The organism is Streptomyces sp. MUM 203J, assembly GCF_022414595.1.
In the GTDB taxonomy this organism is placed as follows: domain Bacteria; phylum Actinomycetota; class Actinomycetes; order Streptomycetales; family Streptomycetaceae; genus Streptomyces.
The window spans coordinates 58,806-76,799 of the sequence record NZ_JADWYO010000026.1 but is presented as its reverse complement, the minus strand read 5'-3'; the positions used below and the strand labels follow the sequence as shown (position 1 = coordinate 76,799).

Sequence of the window (17,994 nt, the reverse complement as noted above, 5' to 3'; positions counted from 1 at the left end):
GTCCAGCAGCAGCCCGATCCGCTCCCGCGCAGTCAGCTTTCCCTTGGCATGCTGCGCCTCGGTGGCCTTCGCGCTGGGACCGGCGAGCACCTGGCGGCGGATCTCCGCCAGTTCCGCGATCTTCGACTTCATGTGATCCCCCTGCCGGCTGCCGTGAAGGAACGGGAACCGGCTCAGGCGTTCAGCCGGCGCAGTCCGCTGATCTGGAGCGCGGCGAACGCGCCGACGACCAGTGCCTGGAGGACGATCCAGACCGTGCCGACGGTGTTCGCGCCCAGCCAGCCGAAGGCGGCGGTGGCGAGGCTGGCCACCGTCCACAGCAGGTTGGCCTCGATGACGGCCTTGGTGGCGCCCCTCGACGGGACGGGGCGCGAGGCCAGCACGCCGACCAGCACGCCGTACACGGCGAGGAACGCGCCGATCGCGCGCAGCGGGCCCGCGGACACGCCGAGCAGCTCGGCCACCGGTCCGGCGGCGAGCAGGTAGATCAGGCCGTTGCCCGCGGTGACGACCGCGTCGAGGGTGAGGAAGATCCGCAGAGGGCGGGCCGCGGAGGCGGCGCCCGAGGGGGCGGTCGCGAGGCGCGCGGTCGTCTGGCTCGTGGTCATGGGAACTCCCGGGTGCGTAGGGGGTGGTGAGGCGGTCCACGCGGAGCCGGTGCGAGCCCGGTGTGTGCGGGACGCCGTCTTCTGCGCCGATCCTCGCAAGGGGGGCTGACCCGGGGCTGACAGCGCGCTGGCATGCGCCGGCCGCTCGTCCCGTCAGATGGGCTGAAGCATCGCCGCGCCCGCCAGGGCCGGGTCGTGGGACAGGATCGCGTGCTCGACGCGACGCAGCGCGGGGGAGGGCTCGATGCCCAGTTCGTCGTCCAGGTGCTGCCACATGTGGCGGTACACCTGGAGCGCGTCGGCCTGGCGGCCGGACCGGTAGAGAGCGACCATCAGCTGCTCGCAGAAGTGCTCCCGCAGCGGGTGGCTGGTGTGCGCCTCGTGCAGCTCCGCGAGGATCACCGCGTGGTTCCCCAGGCGGAGTTCGGCGCCGAAGCGCAGCTCCATGGCCCGCATCCGGTGTTCCTGGTACCGGGCCGAGGCGAGCTGGCAGAGCGTGCCGCCGGGGAACCCGCCGAACACCGGGCCGCGCCACATCGCGAGCGCCTCGCCCAGCAGCCGGGCCGTGGCGGCGGGATCGACGGCGGTGGTGGTTTCGGCCTGGCGTACCGCCTTGGTGAACTCGGCGGCGTCCAGCTCCCCTTCGTGGAGTGCGAACCGGTATCCGGAAGGATGGATGGTCAGACGTGGGGCCCTGCGGTCGGGTTCGAGGGACCTCAGTTTGCGCCGCAGCCGGCTGATGTGCGCCTGCAGGGCGTTGGCCTGGTTGTCGGGCACCGTCTCACCCCACATCTCGTCGACCAGGCCCTCTCCCGAGACGGGTTGACCTTCGCTGACCAGCAGGGTCTGGATGAGGGTGCGCTGGAGGTCACCGGAGATCTCGGCAGGCCCTAACGCGGTGCGGATCTGGAGCGCGCCGAGGATCGAGAACCTCAACATGCCGTTTCCCCCTAGGCGTTCGTCGATGAGTGCGGCGGACCGCGGGCGGAGGCCCTCCCGGAGCTGATACTACACAGAATAATTCCTTTGGGAAGGTATTTTTCTGTGGGCTTCACCCGTCGGGATGACGGGTGGGGCGGGTGGGCCGGATGGGGCGCCGGGCTGTCAGGGCGCCTGAGCGCCGGGGGTGCCGGGGTGCCGGGGCGTCCGGGTGCCGGAGGTGTCCATGTGTGGCGGAGGTGCGGGCGTGGTGCCGGGGCGCCGCGTGGGGTGTGGGGCGCGGGCGGCGGGCCCGGGGCCGCCGCGTGGGGAAGCACGGATATCCGGCGCCGCATTTCCGCGACGCCGGAACAAGCGGAGAGGGCAGGATTCGAACCTGCGTGGACTCCTGAAAAAGAGCCCGACCTCGAGAGGTCTCGTGGTCCCCGATCAGCCGCTCCGGGCACCTCTCCTCGATCCCGGCATCCGGTCTCCCGTGCCGTTCACGAGAACAACAATGGCAGGGCCCGCTGATAAGTCCCTGACATATCGCTGACCCCTGTTTTCCGGTTCTTTTCCGTCTTCCGCCGAAGGGTCGTACGGTGCTCTACTCTCAACGACTCCCCACGACCGAAACGCCTTCCGAGAGGGGTACCGGTATGCCCGGCACCACCGTCGACCACCCGGTTCTCGAAGCGATCCGCACCCACACCCGGGCGGAGAACCCCAGCTCCTTCCTGGCCCTCAACCAGGGCAACATCGCCTTCACGCTCCCGGACGCCGACGGGGCCGTCGTCTACCGCCGCACCGGCCGGTTCGCCGTGCAGTTCGGCGGCCCCTTCGCCGCCCCACAGGACTATGGCCGGCTGCTCGACGCCTTCCGCCGCCACGTCCGCGACCAGGACCTGAACCTCGTCGGCGTCCAGCTCCAGCGCGCCGACGCCGAGCAGTACGCGGCCCGCGGCTTCACCGTCAACCAGGTCGGCGCCTCATGGGCGGTCTCCCTGCCCGGGTTCACCCTGCGAGGCAGCCGCTTCATGCAGCTGCGCAACAAGATCTCCCGGGCCCTGCGCAACGGCCTGGAGATCCGGGAGGTCCCGGCCGGCGACTGGCCGGACGCGATCGGCGCCATCGACCAGGCGTGGCTGTCCTCCAAGGGCGCGGCCCGCCCCCTGGAGTTCCTCGTCGGGGAGATCGGTGGTGAGGCACAGCGCCACCGGCGCCTGTTCCTCGGCACGATCGAGGGGGAACCCGTCGCGTACATCTCCTACTCCCCGGTGTACGGCGCCCGGGCCGGCTGGATGCACGACCTGAGCCGCCGGGTGCCGAGCGGCTCACCGGGCCTGATGGAGGCTCTCAACGCCCATGCCGTCGAGGTGTTCCGCCAAGAGGGCGTCGAATGGCTGCATTTCGGATTCACCCCGTTCACCGGGCTGGACGCCGCCCACGAAATCGACGGCCACAGTCCGGCGTTCCAGTGGCTGATGCACGCCCTGTGGGCGGAGGGTGCCGCGCTCTATCCGGCGCAGACCCAGCTCTCGTACAAGCAGAAATGGGCGCCGGACGCACTGATCCCGGAATACGTGGCCTTCGACGGGCCGGCCTCCCTGGCCGCCTTCGCGCATGTCTTCCGTGCCTGCAACGCCTTCTGACCGCAGAGGAGTGGACCTTCATGAGTGACGGCAGGAACCCGCAGGAGAACGACGAGACCGGGGCGCTTCAGCAGGCCATGGTCGAGCAGCTCATGGCGATCATCGGCGCACCCGACGACGAGGACATCGCCCGCACGGCGGACGAGGTGGTGCGGGCCCTCGACGACCGGATGCGCGGCGCCGTGGTGAGCCCCGCCAGCTGAGCGGCCGGGCAATCAGGTCGGTATCAGTGCCGCATCAGAGCGGCACGGAACGCTTGGACACACGTTCGCCCGCTCGCGGCGCCGCCCGGTTCGGGCACTTCTCCCAAGGAGAGCTTCGTATGCAGCGTCCGCAATTCCCGCAAGCCGGTACCCTCGCGGAGCCGCCCGGCGCCAGTGCCGCCGCCCAGCGCACCGGGGCCTCCGCCACCTTCTCCGAACTGCTGAAACGCGTCAAGGCGGAGGGCCTGCTCGACCTCGATCCCCGCTACTACGCGGGGCGCCTCACCCTGAACACCTCGCTGCTGCTGATCGGGTTCGTCGCCTTCTTCGCGCTCGGTGACTCGTGGTGGCAGCTGCTGACGGCGGTGTGGATGGGCCTGTGCGGTGGCCAGTCGGCCTTCATGTGGCACGACGCCGGCCACAAGGCGATGTTCCGCAACAAGAAGGCCGCCTCCGCCGTCGGCTACTTCCACGCCAACCTCGTGAACGGGGTGAGCTTCGGCTGGTGGGTCAACCACCACAACCGGCACCACAGCAATCCCAACCACCTAGACATGGACCCGGACATCGGGCGGCGTACCGCGATCTTCTCGCTCAAGCAGTACCCGTCCCGGCGCGGTGCGCAGAAGTTCGTCGTGCGCTACCAGAGCGTGCTGTTCTTCGTGCTGCTGGTGCTGGAGTCCCTGAAGATGCACAAGACCGCCGTCCTGGCGATCGCCCAGGGCCGCACCAAGCGGCCGGTGCTGGAGTCCGTGCTGCTGCTGGTCCGCGCGGCCGTCTATCTGACGTGTGTCTTCACGGTCCTGTCGCCGGTCCTGGCGGTCGCCTTCGTCCTCGTGCAACAGGCCGCGCTCGGCGTCTACTTCGGGCTGATCTTCGCGCCCAACCACAAGGGCATGGAGGTCCGGGACGGAGAGCAGGAGACCCTCGACTGGCTGGAGCGGCAGGTCCTCACCTCGCGCAACATCCGCCCGTCCCGGCTGATCGACTTCCTGTACGGCGGCCTCAACTACCAGGTCGAGCACCATCTGTTCCCGGCCATGCCGCAGAAGCACCTGGCGCGGGCCCGCGAACTCACCCGGGAGTACTGCGCCGAGCGCGGCGTGCCCTACCACGAGGTGGGCTTCTGGGCCTCGTACCGGGAGGTCGCGTCCTATCTGCACGAGGTCAGCGCGCCCGTGCGGCGCGGCGAGGTGGAGGAGCGGCTGCGGCGGGAGGTCCAGGAGGCCGCCTGACGCCCGCGCCCCGCGTACTCCCTGGTTCGCCTTCCGGCCCCGGGCCGCCGTCGCCCGGGGCCGTCCGCGTTCCCGCAGCCCCTCACGTCCCCAGCCCCCAGGAGCGTCGTCCATGAGCGACACCGCGACCGCGGCCGACCGCGTCGCCGCAGCACCCGCCACCGGGCAGACCCCCGCAACGGCGGGGCGGATCGGCGCCCGGCTGGACCGCATGCCCATCACCCCGCTGCACCGCAGCCTCACCCTGGTGATCGGGGTCGGACTGCTCTTCGACACCTTCGAGAACAGCCTCTCCGGCACCATCGCCAAAGTCCTCCAGAACGACTTCCAGTTCGGCACCACCTCACTGAAGCTCGTTCTCGCCTCCGCGTTCATCGGGCAGTTCATCGGCTCGCTGACGCTCGGCTGGGTCGCCGACCGCTACGGCCGCCGCCGCGCCTTCCTCGTCAACCTCGCCCTCTACTCCGGCTTCTCGCTGCTCGGCGCCTTCTCCCCGAACGCCGCCTGGCTGATCGCTACCCGCTTCCTGGCGGGCATCGGCATCGGCGCCGAGCAGATGCTCTCCGACTGCTATCTGGCCGAGGTACTGCCCGCCAGGAAACGCGGCCGGTACATCGCCTGGGCCTACACCCTCGCGTTCTGCGGCGTCCCGGCCGTCGGCTTCGCCGCCCTGTGGCTGGTGCCGCTGAGCCCGCTCGGCATCGACGGGTGGCGCTGGCTCTTCGTGCTCGGCTCACTCGGGTCCGCCGTGGTGTGGGTGCTCCGCCGCCGCCTCATCGAGTCGCCGCGCTGGCTCGCCACCGCCGGGCACCACGAGGAGGCCGAGCGGCTGGTGACGAGGATGGAGGCGGAGTGCCCCGCACCGCCCGCGCCCCCGGAGGCCCCCGCCGACGCCGCGGAGCGGGCCGAGGTGCCGCGGCCCCGGCTGCGGGACGTACTGGGTCCCGGGCTCGGCCGCCGTACCGCCATGCTGTGGATCTTCAGCACGCTGTCGGTGGTCGGCTACTACGGGTTCGGCACGCTTGTCCCGCAGATCCTGGCCGCCAAGGGGTACGGCATCGTGGCCGGGCTGGGTTTCACCGCGCTGTCCTTCCTCGGCTACCCCGTCGGATCGGCGCTGGCGCTGCCGATCATCGACCGGGTGGAGCGGCGGACGCTGGTCGCCGCCTCGGCTGCCGCGATGGTCGTCGCCGGGATGGGCTTCGCGATGACCGGGACGCCCGCACTGATCGTGGCCAGCGGCTTCGCGTACACGCTGTTCAGCAACCTGTTCTCCAGCGTCTCGCACGTCTACCTCTCCGAGCAGTACCCGACCGCGATCCGGGCCACCGCGTCCGGCACCGCCTACTCGCTCTCCAAACTCAGCGCCGCGGCCCTGCCGTTCGTCCTGCTGCCCGTCCTCCAGACGTACGGGCCCGGGGCGCTGTTCGGCGTCATCGCGGGCACCACGGCGGTGCTGTGCGCCACGGTGCTGGGCCTGGGGGAGCGCACGACGGGAGTCACGGTCGACCACGTGCCCGTGCCCACCGGCCTCCCGAAGGACCGGAACCAGCCCCTCGACAACGCAAGGAGTGACTGATGCTCTCCCCTCACGAACGGACGGACACCGCCCCGCGCGGCGGGCTGCTCGCCGGCAAGCGTGTCCTGGTCACCGGTGTCGTCACCGATGCTTCGATCGCCTTCCACGCCGCCCGCATCGCCCAGCAGGAGGGCGCCGAGGTCGTGCTCACCGGATTCGGCAGGCTCTCCCTCGTCGAACGGATCGCCGCGAGGCTTCCGAAGCCCGCGCCCGTCGTCGAACTGGACGTCACCGACCGGGACCACCTGGAGGCCCTGGCCCCGCGGGTGCGGGAGCACGTCGACGGGCTCGACGGGGTCGTGCACTCGATCGCGTACGGGCCGGAGGGCGTGTTCCGGTTCCTCGGCGCAGGCTGGGACGAGGTGTCGCAGGCCGTGCACGTCTCCGCGTACTCCCTCAAGTCCCTCACCGCCGCCTGTCTGCCGCTGTTCGGGCCCGGCGGGGGAGCGGTGGCCGGGCTGACCTTCGACGCGACGGTGGCATGGCCGCACTACGACTGGATGGGTGTCGCCAAGGCGGCGCTGGAGTCCACGAACCGCTATCTCGCGCGGGACCTCGGCGGACGGGGCATCCGCTGCAACCTCGTGGCGGCCGGGCCGGTACGGTCCATGGCCGCGAAGGCCATTCCCGGGTTCCCGGAACTCGCCGCGGTCTGGGCGGGGCGTGCCCCGGCCGGGTGGGACCCCGCCGACCCCGACCCGGCGGCGCGGGGAGTGGTCGCGCTGCTGTCGGACTTCTTCCCGCGGACTACGGGGGAGATCGTGCACGTGGACGGCGGGGTGCACATGACGGGGGCGTAGCCGCCGCACAGGCCACAAGGGCGGGGGCCGGGTCCAGGACCCGGCCCCCGCCCTTCGCGCGCCCGCCGCACCGGGCGCCCCGAGCGGGAGAGTCAGTCCGTGCCCCCTCCCGGCAGCAGGCGGGAGAAGCCCGTGTACGGGGCCAACGCGTCCGGGAGGACCACCGAGCCGTCCGGCTGGAGACCCTGTTCCAGCAGGGCGGCGACCGTGCGGCCGACCGGCAGGGCCGAGCCGTTCAGGGTGGCGGCGAAGGCCTTGCGGCCCTCGGCCGTGCGGTAGCGGATCCCCGCCCGGCGGGACTGGAAGGTGCCGCAGTCGGAGACCGAGGAGATCTCCCGGTACGCGCCGCTGCCCGGCAGCCACACCTCGATGTCGTAGGTCATCCGGGCCGAGAAGCCCATGTCACCGGCCGGCAGCAGCACCACCCGGTACGTCAGGCCGAGCCGCCGCAGGCACTCCTCGGCGTGCCCCAGCATCAGCGCGAGCTGTTCCCCGGCCTCCTCCTCCGCGCAGACCCGGACCAGCTCCACCTTCTCGAACTGATGCAGCCGCAGCACCCCCCGGGTGTCCCGCCCGTAGGCCCCGGCCTCGGCGCGGAAGCACGGGGTGCGCGCGGTGAACGCGTACGGCAGCGAGCGGGCGTCGAGCGGCTCGTGCGCCAGCAGGCCGGTGAGCGGCACCTCGGCCGTCGGGATCAGGAACAGCTCCCGGTCACCGACCCGCGTGGCGAACAGGTCCTCCTCGAACTTGGGCAGCTGGCCGGTGCCGGTCATCGTCTCGCGGGTGACCAGGTACGGCACGGCGTACTCGGTGTACCCGTGCTCGCGGGTGTGCAGGTCCAGGAAGAAGTCCGCCAGCGCCCGTTCCAGCCGGGCACCCGGGCCCCGGCTGACGCTGAACCGGGCCCCCGACAGGCGGGCGGCGGCCCCCGGGTCCAGGATGCCGAGCACCTCCCCGATGTCCGCGTGGTGCAGGGCCCGCCCGTCGGCGGCCGGCGGGCGCGGCTCGGGGCCCCAGCGCCGTACCTCCACGGCCTCCTTCTCCGAGTCGCCGTCGGGGACGTCGTCCAGGGGGATGTTGGGGACGGACAGCAGGAGGCCGGTCAGGCTCCTGTCGGCCTCGCGCAGCACGGCCTCGGCGCGCTGGACCTCGGCGCGGCGCACTCGGGCGGCCTCCTTCTCCGCCTCGGAGGGCGGGCCCGTGCGGGCCCGGCCGCGGGACGCCCGGTTCGCCTCGGTGCGCAGCCGGGTCACCTCGGCCTCCGCGGTGCTGCGCGCGCGGCGGGCCTCCTCGAGGCCGTCCAGGTCGAGGGTGAAGCGGCGGCGGGCCAGGCGGCGGACGGCGGCCTGGCCCGCGGCGACGAGTTCACGGGGATCGTGCATGTCGGGCTCCTTGAAGGGCGGGGCCGGGGTCGGGTCGTGCGGGCGGCCCCGGACCCCCGCTCCTCCCGGGCAGGCGCGAGACGGGGGTCCGGGGCCCGGTGCGGGGGCCCGGCGGTCAGGCGGGGGCTATGGCGAGCGCCGTGTTCTGTCCGCCGAACCCGCAGGAGTTGCTCAGCGCCAGGTCGATCGGCATCGCGGTCGAGGTGAACGCGAGCTTCACCTCGACCCTCGGGTCCGGCAGGCACAGGTTGGCGATCGGCGGCACCAGCTCGTGCTCGATGCTCAGCACGGTGAACGCGGCCTCCACCGCGCCCGCCGCGCCCAGCAGATGACCCGTCACTCCCTTCGTCGAGGTGACCAGCGGATCCCCCTGGAGGGTCCGCTGGATCATCCGGGCCTCCGCCAGGTCGTTCAGCGGCGTCGACGTGCCGTGCGCGTTGACGTGCTGCACGGCGTCCGGGTCCGCCCCGGCGTCGGCCAGCGCGGCCCGCACCGCCGCCTCGATCCCGGCGCCGTCCGGGTGCGGCGACGTCATGTGGTGGGCGTCCGCGGTGGCCCCGTACCCGATGATCCGGGCGTGGACCTGCGCGCCCCGGGCCCGGGCGTCCTCGACGCGTTCCATGACGAGGATCCCGGCACCCTCCCCTGCGACGAAGCCGTCCCGGTCGGCGTCGAACGGCCGCGAGGCCGCGGCCGGGTCGTCCGCGCGCCTGGACAGGGCGCCCATCTGCGCGAAGCCGGCCATCACCAGCGGGGTGATCATCGCCTCGCTGCCGCCGGCCAGCACGATGTCGCAGCGCCCCAGGGCGAGCAGGTCCCGGGCCGTGCCGATGGCGGTCGCTCCCGAGGCGCAGGCCGTGGCGACCACGAGGTTCGGGCCGGTCGCGCCGAACTCGATGGCCGTCTGACCGGCCAGCATGTTCGGCAGCTGCATCGGCAGCAGCAGTGGTGACACCCGCCCCGGGCCCTGCTCCCGCAGCACGTCGTGCTGCGCCTCGACGGTGCCCGGACCGCCGTCGGCACAGCCGAGCACCACACCGACCCGCGCCCCGTCCCAGGATGTCGGGTCCAGCCCGGCGTCGGCCACCGCCTCGTGCGCGGCGACCAGGGCGAACTGCACGAATCTGTCCAGGCGGTGGGCCCGGCGGGCGCTCAGCAGCCGCTCCGGGTCGAAGTCCGGCACCCGGCAGGAGAACCCCACCGGGTGGTCCGTCAGCTCCGGGTCCGGTGCGGCGGCCGAGCGCCCGGCACAGACCGCCGCCCAGCTCGGCCCCACCCCGACGCCACCCGGGGTGACCAGGCCGAGCCCGGTGACAGCGATGTCCATACCGGCCATCAGACCTTCGCGCTCCGCTCCTCCATGAGCCGCACCATGTCGGCGACGGTCTCGGCCTCCAGGAGGTCGTCGTCGCTGATGTCGAGGTCCAGCTCGGACTTCAGCAGCAGCGACAGCTCGACGACGGCCAGCGAGTCCAGCTCGATGTCCTCCCGGGTTGCGGTGGGGACGATGGCCTCCGACGACACCTTGAGCTTGTTGGACAGGATGTCCCTGAGCTGTTCCAGCATGGCGATGTCCCTTCGGGATCACGGATCACAGATCACGGAATGACGGAATGACGGAATGAAGGAGCGACGGGAGGACTTGACGGGTGTACGGGTACGGGGCCAGGGGTGCCGGTGGGGACGGCGGCTCAGAGCGCCTCCACCGACGGCCACACCAGCGTCCCCGCCCCCCAGGACAGCCCCCCGCCGAACGCGGTGAGCAGCACCCGCTGCCCCGCCGCCAGCCGGCCCTCGGCGGCCGACTGGGCCAGCAGCAGCGGCAGCGAGGCCGCCCCGGTGTTGCCGACCCGCTCGATGTTGGACAGCCGCCGTTCGGCCGGGACGCCCAGCCGCTCGCCGACGGAGTCGAGGATCCGGGCGTTGGCCTGGTGCGCGGCGAACCGGTCCACCTCGGCCGGACGCCAGCCCGCGCGCTCCACCGCCTCTCCCGACACGGCGGTCATCCGTTCCACCGCGTGCCGGTAGGTATCGCGGCCGAGCATCCTGAAGTACTGGTCGCCGGGCCTGGGCGGCAGGCCCGTCGAACGCTGCCGGGAGCCGCCGCCCGGCACCTCGATGAGGTGGCTCAGCTCGCCGTCGCTGCCCAGCACCAGCGGACCGACCGCGCCCGGCTCGTCCACCGCTCCCGCGCGCAGCACCACCGCGCCCGCCCCGTCCGCGAAGATCACGGCGGTCGTACGGTCCTCGGGGTCGATGATCGTCGTGAAGGCGTCCGCCGCGACCAGCAGCACCCGCTCCGCCACCCGGGCGGCGATCAGGCCCGTCGCCGTGGCCAGCCCGTACAGGAACCCGGAGCAGACGGCGGACACGTCGAACGCGGCGATCCGCCCGAGCCCCAGCCGGGACGCCACCTGCGGGGCCGTGGCGGGGCACGGCTGGTCGGGGGTGGTCGTGGCCAGCACCAGCGCGTCGGCCCGGTCGTCGCCCGCCGACTTCAGCGCCCGCGTGCCCGCCTCGACGGCCAGGTCGGAGGTGGCGGTGCCCGGCTCGATCACGTGCCGCCGAGCTATCCCCGTACGGGACCTGATCCACGCGTCGGAGGTGTCCAGACGGCGGGCGAAGTCCTCGTTGGTGACCAGGTTCGGCGGCACGTACCCGCCGATCCCGGTGAGCACCGCGGCGGGTCCGGTCACGAGGCGCTCCCGGTGCCCGGCGTACTCGACAGGACCTCCAGCGGCAGCCCCATGTACGCCATCCGGGCCTCGGCCATCTCGTCGGTCCACTGCTCGGCCATGTCGTACCGCTGCTCCGCGGTCGTGTCGATCATGCGGACACCCGGCCAGATCTCGTAGTCCCCGACCATGTCCGCGTGTTCGAGCATGCCCTTCTGGAACAGCTCCTCGCGGTGCAGCACGAACTCGCGGTCCGGGATCTCGTCCCACAGCCGCACCCCGGCCCGCAGGATCTCCAGCAGCCGTGGCCGGTACTCGGGGTGCCGGGCCACGTGGTCGCGCAGGATGGTGCTGGCCACGGTCAGGTGCCGGATCTCGTCGATGGCGGTGCCGCGTGAGATCTCGCCCGTCGCCGGGGACAGCGGCGTCCACTTGCGCTCGCTCAATTCGGCGGCCGGGGCCAGGACGCCCTCGATGACGATCGCGAAGACCGCCACACCACCGGGGAAGTCGGCCTGGTCGCGGACGATGTCGTGGGTGAAGTCGACGACCGGGTCCAGGACCCGGCGGCGGTAGTCCGCCGCCATCGCCTCGATGTCCTTGAGCAACGTGCCGGCCGGCACGCCCAGCTCGACCAGGTGGTTGCGGAACACCCGGGCGTGCCGGGCCTCGTCGAGCAGCTGGGTCGCGTAGAACTCCATCTCCGGGACGCCCGGCGCGATCGCCACGTAGTGGCCCAGCAGCCGGGTCGCCAGCTCCTCCGCGAGGCCGCGGAAGCCGAACTCCAGCACCAGTGCCTCGCGCAGCGGCCCCGGCGCCTTCAGGAAGGCCGGGACGGTCGCGTCCGGGTGGTGCCCCGTCTCGCCCCGGCCACGCAGCGTGCCCTGGGCGACGGAGGTGATCCAGTACGCCAGGTCGCACCGCTCGGGGCCGAGTTCGAGGTCCTTCGCGCCGTCGAGGAGGCCGGGAGCGCTGTCCCAGTCGGCCTCGGGTGCCACGGAACCGGTCATGATACGGCTGTCTCCTTCGGAACGGGGGCGGGCACGGGGGTCAGGGTTGCGGCGAACAGCCCGCCGGCGTAGCTGAGCAGGGGCGCTCCCTCGTCGGCCGTCGCCCGGACGACATAGCCCAGCAGGACCTCGCCGTCGCCCGTGCGCCGCACTCCGTGGAAGCGGCAGGTGTAGTGCGCCAGCGCCCCGGCCAGCAGCGGGGCGTGCGCGTAGGAGTCGGCGGTCCACGCCACGTCCGCGAACTGGGCGCCGCCGTCCGGGCGGGAGCCGTCCGCGAACCAGCGGGCCAGCCCGGCCTGCTCGGCGCGGAGCACGTTCACCGCGAAACGGCCCTCCGCCGTGGCCAGGCGGGCGAAGGACGACCCCTCGCGCAGGACCACCCCGATCAGCAGCGGGACGCGGGACACCAGGGTGACCGTGCTCGCCGTGGTGCCGTGCAGCACGCCGGCGTGCGCCACGGTCAGCACCGACACCGGCGACGCCAGGTGGTACAGCGCCCGCCGCCGCTCCGCCGGGTCCTGGCGCGCCGGGGCCACCGGAGCCGGACGGGTCGCGGTGCTCATCGCAGCACCTCCTCGGGCGCCCGGGCCCCGGCGGCCCGCGTCGCGGCGGCGGCCGGGACGTGCCCCACCGGCACCGGACCCGGCTCCGCGGCGTGCCCGACAGGCTTCGGATGGGCCAGCCCCAGGTCGTCCAGCAGGCGCAGATAGCCGGGCTGCCGCACCGGCTCGAAGGGCAGCGCGAACGACTTCATGAAGTTGCCGAACAGGCCCCGGTCGCCGAACAGATGGAACGGCAGCACCAGCAGCGCCCACTCGGGCCCGATCAGCCAGCACCACAGCGCGGCCACGGCGGCCTGGGTGATGAGGCTGTGCATCACGTTGTAGAGCACGTAGTACGTCTTGGCGATCGGTCTGCCGCCGCTGCGCCGGAAGGCGACCGCGCCCGGCAGATAGCCGATCAGGTCGATGTAGAGGAACAGCCCGATGGCGGGCAGCCAGCGGATCTCGTCGAAGTGGGCGATCATCAGGCCGGTGGTGACGGCGAACCCCACCAGATACTCGGCCCGGTGCAGTGAGTAGGTGCGTGGGGTCTCGAAGGGGTTTGCCTGGTCCATGGTCGTTCAGCTCGCTTCCCGGATGGCGGCGGGCGGCCGGCGGTCAGGCGCCGACCGCGGCCGGCGTGGTCAGTTCGACGCCCCCGGAGATCCGGGTGCCGGGGAACAGGCCGGTCAGGGCCCAGGCGACGGTCTCCTTGATCACCCGCTCCGCGATCGGGTCGAGGATGCCCTCCAGGCTGGGGATGCCGAAGTCGAACTCGGCCTCGAAGCGCACTGCGACGTCGGCCCCTTCCTGGGCGAAGCTCCAGCTCCCGCCGAAGCTGTCGAAGTCGCCGTCCGACTGCTGGAAGCGGATCTCGTTCGCCTCCGGCAGGAACGTGTCGTCCTCGGTCCAGCGCAGCAGCCCGCTGCGGAAGTGCAGCTCCCAGCTGGAGCTCGCGTCGGCCGCCGGATGGGCGGCGTGCACGGTGGTGGCGTTCACGTGCGGAGCCAGCTCCGGGTACTTCTCCCAGCGCTGTACGGCGGTGAAGACCGCCGCCGCCTGCTCCGCGGGTATCAGGGCGTCCAGTTCGACATGCCGCACGATCAGTTACCGCCTTCCGGCATCGTGGCCGCGCCGCTCACCAGGTCGCGGGTGGCCAGGTCAAAGGAGTTGAGGAGGAATTCCACGTCGGTGTCGCTCATCACGGCCGGCGGGGTGAACCGCACCACCGAGCTGCCGTTCATGGAGTGGTTGGCGACCACCCCGTGGTTGAACAGCTCGATCAGCAGCTCCCCGGCCAGCCCCGCCTCGACCAGCTCGACGCCGATGAGCAGACCGCGTCCGCGCACGTCGACCACCAGATCGGGGATGTTGCGGCGGGCGATCTCCGCGATCCGGGGGAGAAGGACCGCGCCCAGGTCGGTGGCCCTGGTCGCCAGCCGCTCCTCCTTCACGGCCCGGACCGCGCCCTGGACCGCCGCCATCAGCACCGGCTGGCCGGAGAAGGTCGCGGTGTGCACGTACGGGTCCTTGTCGAAGGGCCGGAACGCCTTGCGGGTGGCGACGGCGGCCGAGACCGGCATGACGCCGCCGCCCAGCGCCTTCCCGGCGAGCAGTACGTCGGGGACGACACCCTCGATGTCGGCACCCCACCACTCGCCCAGCCGCCCGAAACCGGACTGCACCTCGTCCAGGATCAGGAACCCGTCGTACTCGCGGACCAGTTCCTCGACCCGCTTGAGATATCCGGCCGGCGGGATGATCACACCGCCCTCGCCCTGGACCGGCTCCAGGATGACGCACACCTCGCCGGGGTGCGCGGCCAGCTCCTCCTTGAGGGCGTCCGCGTCACCGAACGGCAGGTGCCGGAAGTCCGGGAGGAGCGGCCGGAAGGGCCGCTGGTAGACGTCCTTGGCGGTGGCCGACAGGGCGCCCAGTGTCTTGCCGTGGTAGCCGCCCGTCATGGACACCGTCCGCTTGCGGCCGTTGGCGCGGGCGAGCTTCAGCCCGGTCTCGACCGCCTCGGCGCCCGACAGCCCGAAGTGCACCCGGTCCAGGCCCGGCGGCATCACCGACACCAGTGCCTCGGCGGCCCGGGCCACGGTCGGCTCCAGCAGGATGCGGGTCGCGGTGGGGTGGGTGCGCAGCTGGCGCTCCACCTCCTCCATGACGAGGGGGTGCCGGGCGCCCATGATGAACACCCCGTACCCGCCCGCGTTGAGGAACCGCTCGCCGTCACCCGTGGTCAGCCAGGCGCCCTGCGAGGCCACCTCCATATGGCTGCCGAACAGCTCGGCCAGTGTGGCCCTGCCTTTGCTCAGATGGGCGCGGTACAGCCCGAGGATCTCGGCCTCGGTGTCCGCAGGGGACTCCTGCATCACGGTCACGGATCTCACTCCAGGTGCTGAGAGGGCTGGGTGTGGGGGGACCGGCCGGCAGCGGCGTACCAGGGGGGAGTCGGTGTGGCCACCGGTGCCGGCCGGAGTCGGGAGTCAGGACAGGACGAGCGCCCCGCCGTCGAAGTACCGCAGCAGCGGCTCCGCCGCGGGCCCGCGGCCCGGCGGGTGGAAGGCCAGCGCCCGCACCGCCGCAGCGGCCTGCGCATGACCCGAGGACCGCACGAAGTCCAGCCCGCCCAGCAGCTCCAGGGCCCGCGCGGTGATCCCCGGCAGCGCGTTCTGCACCGCGTACCGGGCCACCAGCACACCGGCCACCGACGACTCGTCGCCCGGCTCGGGGCCCACCTGGCGGGCCACGCCCTCCAGCAGCGCCAGCGCCGCCTCCATGTCCACGGCGAGCGCCGCCCGCTCCTGGACCGCGCCGCGCTCCCGCTCCAGGACCAGTTCGACGAGCGAGGCCGCCGCGCCCGCGTACGCGGCCGAGATCAGCATCTCGAACCACACGAACCCGGCCGTCTGGAGGTCGTCCAGCCGGTGCGGGTCGTCCGCCCCGGCCCGTACGACCATCTCGGCCGGTACGTACACGTCGTCCAGGCGCACCTCGTCGCTCTCGGCCCCGGCCAGCAGGTCGTTGCCCCAGAACGGGTGCACGGCCAGTCCGGGCGTCGGCACCGGCACCAGGGCCAGCGCCAGCTCCGGCTCGTCCCCGTCGCCGTGGATGGCGACGCTCGCGGTCATCAGGCTCATCGAAAGGGCCAGGCTGCACGGCTTCTTGGAGCCGGTCAGCAGGAACCCGCCCTCGACCGGCCGGGCGGTCACGGACGGGGCGAGGATGTTCTGCGCGGTGCGGCCCTCCGCCCAGCCGGACGCCATCACCTGCTGCTCCGGCACGATGCGGTGCAGCAGTCCGGTCTGGGCCGGGGTGAGCCGGCCGTCCTTGACTGCGAGCGAGTAGAGCATCGCCGCGGTGAAGTGGTGCATGGACACGGCGGCGGCCAGGGACGGCGACAGGGCGCCCATCGCCAGCTGGACGCGCAGCGCGTCGAGCGGACTCGCGCCGTGGCCGCCGTACTGCTCAGGGATCAGCAGGCCGACGCCGCCGTGGATGCGGAACAGGTCGATCACCGGGCTGGACGGCTTCTCCCGCTCTTCGTACGGGATCTGCTCCAGCTCCTTGACCAGACCGGGGTGGAACCGCTCGCAGACGGCCCGAGCGGCATCGAGGGAACGCACGGGAAACCTCCGTAGGGGGGTGGGATACGGGCGCCTCGGCACGATCAGGCGCGATCGGCGCGCTGTGGTGCGCTCAGGCGTCGAACACCGCTTCGTACGGGCTGACGTCGCGGGCGATGCTCACGCCCTGCACATGCGAGGTCTTGAGCATCGGGTAGTTGGCCTCACCGAAGGCGCCGCCGGTCAGACCGGTGCCGCCGTGGCTCGGCAGATAGGGCAGGAAACCGATGTGCGAGTCGTTGACCTTCAGCAGGCCGCCGTTGACGACCCGTCGCACGAACGTCTCGATGACGTGGTCGGAACGGGACCACAGGGAGTTGCGCAGCCCGTAGTCGTTGGAGTTCACGAACCGCAGGAACTCCTCCAGCAGCGCGTCGTCGCCGTCCCGCTCGGGAACCACGATCGGGATCAGCGGGAAGAAGGTCTCCTCCCGCACGACGTCGAAGGTGCGGGCCCGGTCCAGACCGTCCACCCGCACGACCGTCGGCTGCAGGAACACCCCGGTCTCCGAGGGCGTGCCGTCGACCTCCGTGCGCTGCCCGCCGGTGATCAGCTCGGCGCCGTTGTCCAGGGCCTGCCGCAGCAGCCGGAAGAAGCGCTCGCTGCGCCGCACCGGCGACAGCAGCACGTCCTCCTCCTCCGGGTATCCCGGCCTGATGCCCTTGACGTGTTCTCTGACCTGCTCGATCAGCGCGTCCGCGACCTCCGGGTGCACCAGCACGTAGTTCGGCACCATGCAGATCTGACCGGAGCCGAAGAACGACTCGGTGATGGCCTCGGCCGCCCACTTCAGGTCGGCGTCCCTCCACACCACGATGCCGTCGTTGCCGGCCAGCTCCAGGATCGGCTTCTTGCCGTGTGCGACGCAGCTCTGCTCGAAGCGCAGGCCCTCCTTGCTGCCGCCGATGTAGAAGATGTCGTCGATCAGGGGGTCTTCGATCCACCGGTCCAGGGTCTGCTTCGGGTTGCCGCACACCGCGTTGAGGACCCCGGGCGGGGCGTCCATCCCCTCCAGCAGCGGCGCTACCACGTCCCGCAGCAGCCACATGGTGCTCAGCGCGATGCTGCGCGGCGCCCGCACCACCACCGCGTTGCCGGCCATCAGCGCCAGCACGCACAGCGCGGCACTGGGCAGCGGGGCGTTCTGCGGCGGGTTGAAGGCCACCACCCCGTCGGGCTGCCGGTGCAGGATCAGCTTGCGGCCCGCGTAGTCCTTCTCGACCCGCATCTGCTTCGTGTACCAGCGCAGACTGCCCGGCGCGTAGAGCTGGAGCAGACAGCTCAGCTCCCAGCGGGCCAGCTTCACCGGGTGCGACTCCGCGACCAGCATCTCCAGGAACTCGTCCTGGTGCTTGAGGAGTTCCTCCCGGAAGCGGGTGCCGAGCCGCATCCGCCGCTCCAGCGGCACGGCCGCCCACGCGGCGGCCGCCGCGGCCGCCGCCTGGGTGGCCATGTCGATGGCCGCGTCGTCGGCGACCGCGCAGCGCCCCACCACATAGGGGTGGCCGGCCGCGTCCGACTCCGGGTCCTGTTCCAGTGCGCGCTTCAGGCTCACACTGGTGAAGACGTCCTCCAGCAGGGAACGCCCGCTGACGGTGTACACCCACCCGTCCCCGGCGACGTCCTTGCCCGCGATGTAGAGGTCGTAGCTCCGGAATCCGGAACGTTCCTGCACGCCATTGTTCCGTGCGCTTTCCTCCGGTACGGCACCGTCAAGCATCATCGGCCTTTCAGGTGGGATTTACTTCATTGATTTTC

General features: G+C 72.1%; 18 protein-coding genes and 1 tRNA gene. 5 read left to right on the top strand and 14 right to left on the bottom strand.

All coding sequences use genetic code 11. The annotated features are described in order from the left end of the window. Positions 1-173: 173 nt before the first annotated feature. The 3 genes from I3F58_RS15735 to I3F58_RS15725 form a co-directional block, all read right to left on the bottom strand. Entirely contained in the window at positions 174-608 is a 435-nt protein-coding gene (locus I3F58_RS15735) for a hypothetical protein (RefSeq protein WP_240109223.1), read from the bottom strand. Positions 609-761: 153 nt separating this feature from the next. Continuing rightward, a complete protein-coding gene (locus tag I3F58_RS15730) occupies positions 762-1,547 on the bottom strand; it encodes an AfsR/SARP family transcriptional regulator (RefSeq protein ID WP_240109222.1) in 786 nt (261 codons plus the stop codon). A gap of 355 nt (positions 1,548-1,902) precedes the next feature. Further along, positions 1,903-1,999, bottom strand: a tRNA-OTHER gene (locus I3F58_RS15725). 186 nt (positions 2,000-2,185) lie between these two features. Here I3F58_RS15725 and I3F58_RS15720 point away from each other — a divergent pair. From I3F58_RS15720 to fabI, 5 genes are all read left to right on the top strand, one after another. Next, positions 2,186-3,178 (top strand): bifunctional lysylphosphatidylglycerol flippase/synthetase MprF, encoded by a 993-nt coding sequence (locus I3F58_RS15720; RefSeq protein WP_240109221.1) that lies wholly within the window; start codon positions 2,186-2,188, stop codon positions 3,176-3,178. 20 nt (positions 3,179-3,198) lie between these two features. After that, on the top strand, positions 3,199-3,381 hold the full coding sequence (locus I3F58_RS15715; RefSeq protein WP_240109220.1) for a hypothetical protein: 183 nt from the start codon (positions 3,199-3,201) through the stop codon (positions 3,379-3,381). 119 nt (positions 3,382-3,500) lie between these two features. Beyond that, positions 3,501-4,616, top strand: coding sequence for a fatty acid desaturase (locus I3F58_RS15710; RefSeq protein ID WP_240109219.1), 1,116 nt, complete (start codon positions 3,501-3,503; stop codon positions 4,614-4,616). 112 nt (positions 4,617-4,728) lie between these two features. Then, entirely contained in the window at positions 4,729-6,195 is a 1,467-nt protein-coding gene (locus I3F58_RS15705; protein WP_240109218.1) for an MFS transporter, read from the top strand. Next, positions 6,195-6,995 carry an enoyl-ACP reductase FabI gene (fabI, locus tag I3F58_RS15700; RefSeq protein ID WP_240109217.1) on the top strand — a complete coding sequence of 267 codons (801 nt, stop codon included), beginning with the start codon at positions 6,195-6,197 and terminating at the stop codon, positions 6,993-6,995. The genes I3F58_RS15705 and fabI overlap by 1 nt, the downstream gene beginning before the upstream one ends. A gap of 92 nt (positions 6,996-7,087) precedes the next feature. Here fabI and serS read toward each other — a convergent pair whose 3' ends face one another. The 11 genes from serS to I3F58_RS15645 all read right to left on the bottom strand — a co-directional run bounded on the left by serS (position 7,088) and on the right by I3F58_RS15645 (position 17,911). Then, entirely contained in the window at positions 7,088-8,377 is a 1,290-nt protein-coding gene (serS, locus tag I3F58_RS15695) for a serine--tRNA ligase (protein WP_240109216.1), read from the bottom strand. 115 nt (positions 8,378-8,492) lie between these two features. Next, positions 8,493-9,713, bottom strand: a complete 1,221-nt coding sequence (locus I3F58_RS15690; RefSeq protein WP_240109215.1) for a beta-ketoacyl synthase — start codon at positions 9,711-9,713, stop codon at positions 8,493-8,495. After that, positions 9,713-9,943, bottom strand: coding sequence for a phosphopantetheine-binding protein (locus tag I3F58_RS15685; protein ID WP_240109214.1), 231 nt, complete (start codon positions 9,941-9,943; stop codon positions 9,713-9,715). The genes I3F58_RS15690 and I3F58_RS15685 overlap by 1 nt, the downstream gene beginning before the upstream one ends. Positions 9,944-10,068: 125 nt before the next feature. Next, positions 10,069-11,073, bottom strand: a complete 1,005-nt coding sequence (locus I3F58_RS15680; protein ID WP_240109213.1) for a beta-ketoacyl-ACP synthase III — start codon at positions 11,071-11,073, stop codon at positions 10,069-10,071. Further along, positions 11,070-12,062, bottom strand: a complete 993-nt coding sequence (locus I3F58_RS15675) for a VlmB-like protein (RefSeq protein ID WP_240109212.1) — start codon at positions 12,060-12,062, stop codon at positions 11,070-11,072. The genes I3F58_RS15680 and I3F58_RS15675 overlap by 4 nt, the downstream gene beginning before the upstream one ends. Beyond that, entirely contained in the window at positions 12,059-12,625 is a 567-nt protein-coding gene (locus I3F58_RS15670) for a flavin reductase family protein (RefSeq protein ID WP_240109211.1), read from the bottom strand. Before I3F58_RS15670 ends, I3F58_RS15675 begins: the two co-directional genes overlap by 4 nt. Next, positions 12,622-13,179, bottom strand: a complete 558-nt coding sequence (locus I3F58_RS15665) for a hypothetical protein (protein ID WP_240109210.1) — start codon at positions 13,177-13,179, stop codon at positions 12,622-12,624. The genes I3F58_RS15670 and I3F58_RS15665 overlap by 4 nt, the downstream gene beginning before the upstream one ends. Before the next feature lie 43 nt (positions 13,180-13,222). Next, on the bottom strand, positions 13,223-13,705 hold the full coding sequence (locus I3F58_RS15660) for a type II toxin-antitoxin system RatA family toxin (protein WP_240109209.1): 483 nt from the start codon (positions 13,703-13,705) through the stop codon (positions 13,223-13,225). A 2-nt stretch (positions 13,706-13,707) separates the two neighbouring features. Then, positions 13,708-14,982, bottom strand: a complete 1,275-nt coding sequence (locus I3F58_RS15655; protein WP_275678558.1) for an aminotransferase class III-fold pyridoxal phosphate-dependent enzyme — start codon at positions 14,980-14,982, stop codon at positions 13,708-13,710. A gap of 114 nt (positions 14,983-15,096) precedes the next feature. Next, on the bottom strand, positions 15,097-16,236 hold the full coding sequence (locus I3F58_RS15650) for an acyl-CoA dehydrogenase family protein (RefSeq protein ID WP_240109207.1): 1,140 nt from the start codon (positions 16,234-16,236) through the stop codon (positions 15,097-15,099). Between the two features lie 73 nt (positions 16,237-16,309). Further along, positions 16,310-17,911 carry an aldehyde dehydrogenase gene (locus I3F58_RS15645; protein WP_374207980.1) on the bottom strand — a complete coding sequence of 534 codons (1,602 nt, stop codon included), beginning with the start codon at positions 17,909-17,911 and terminating at the stop codon, positions 16,310-16,312. Between the last annotated feature and the right edge of the window lie 83 nt (positions 17,912-17,994).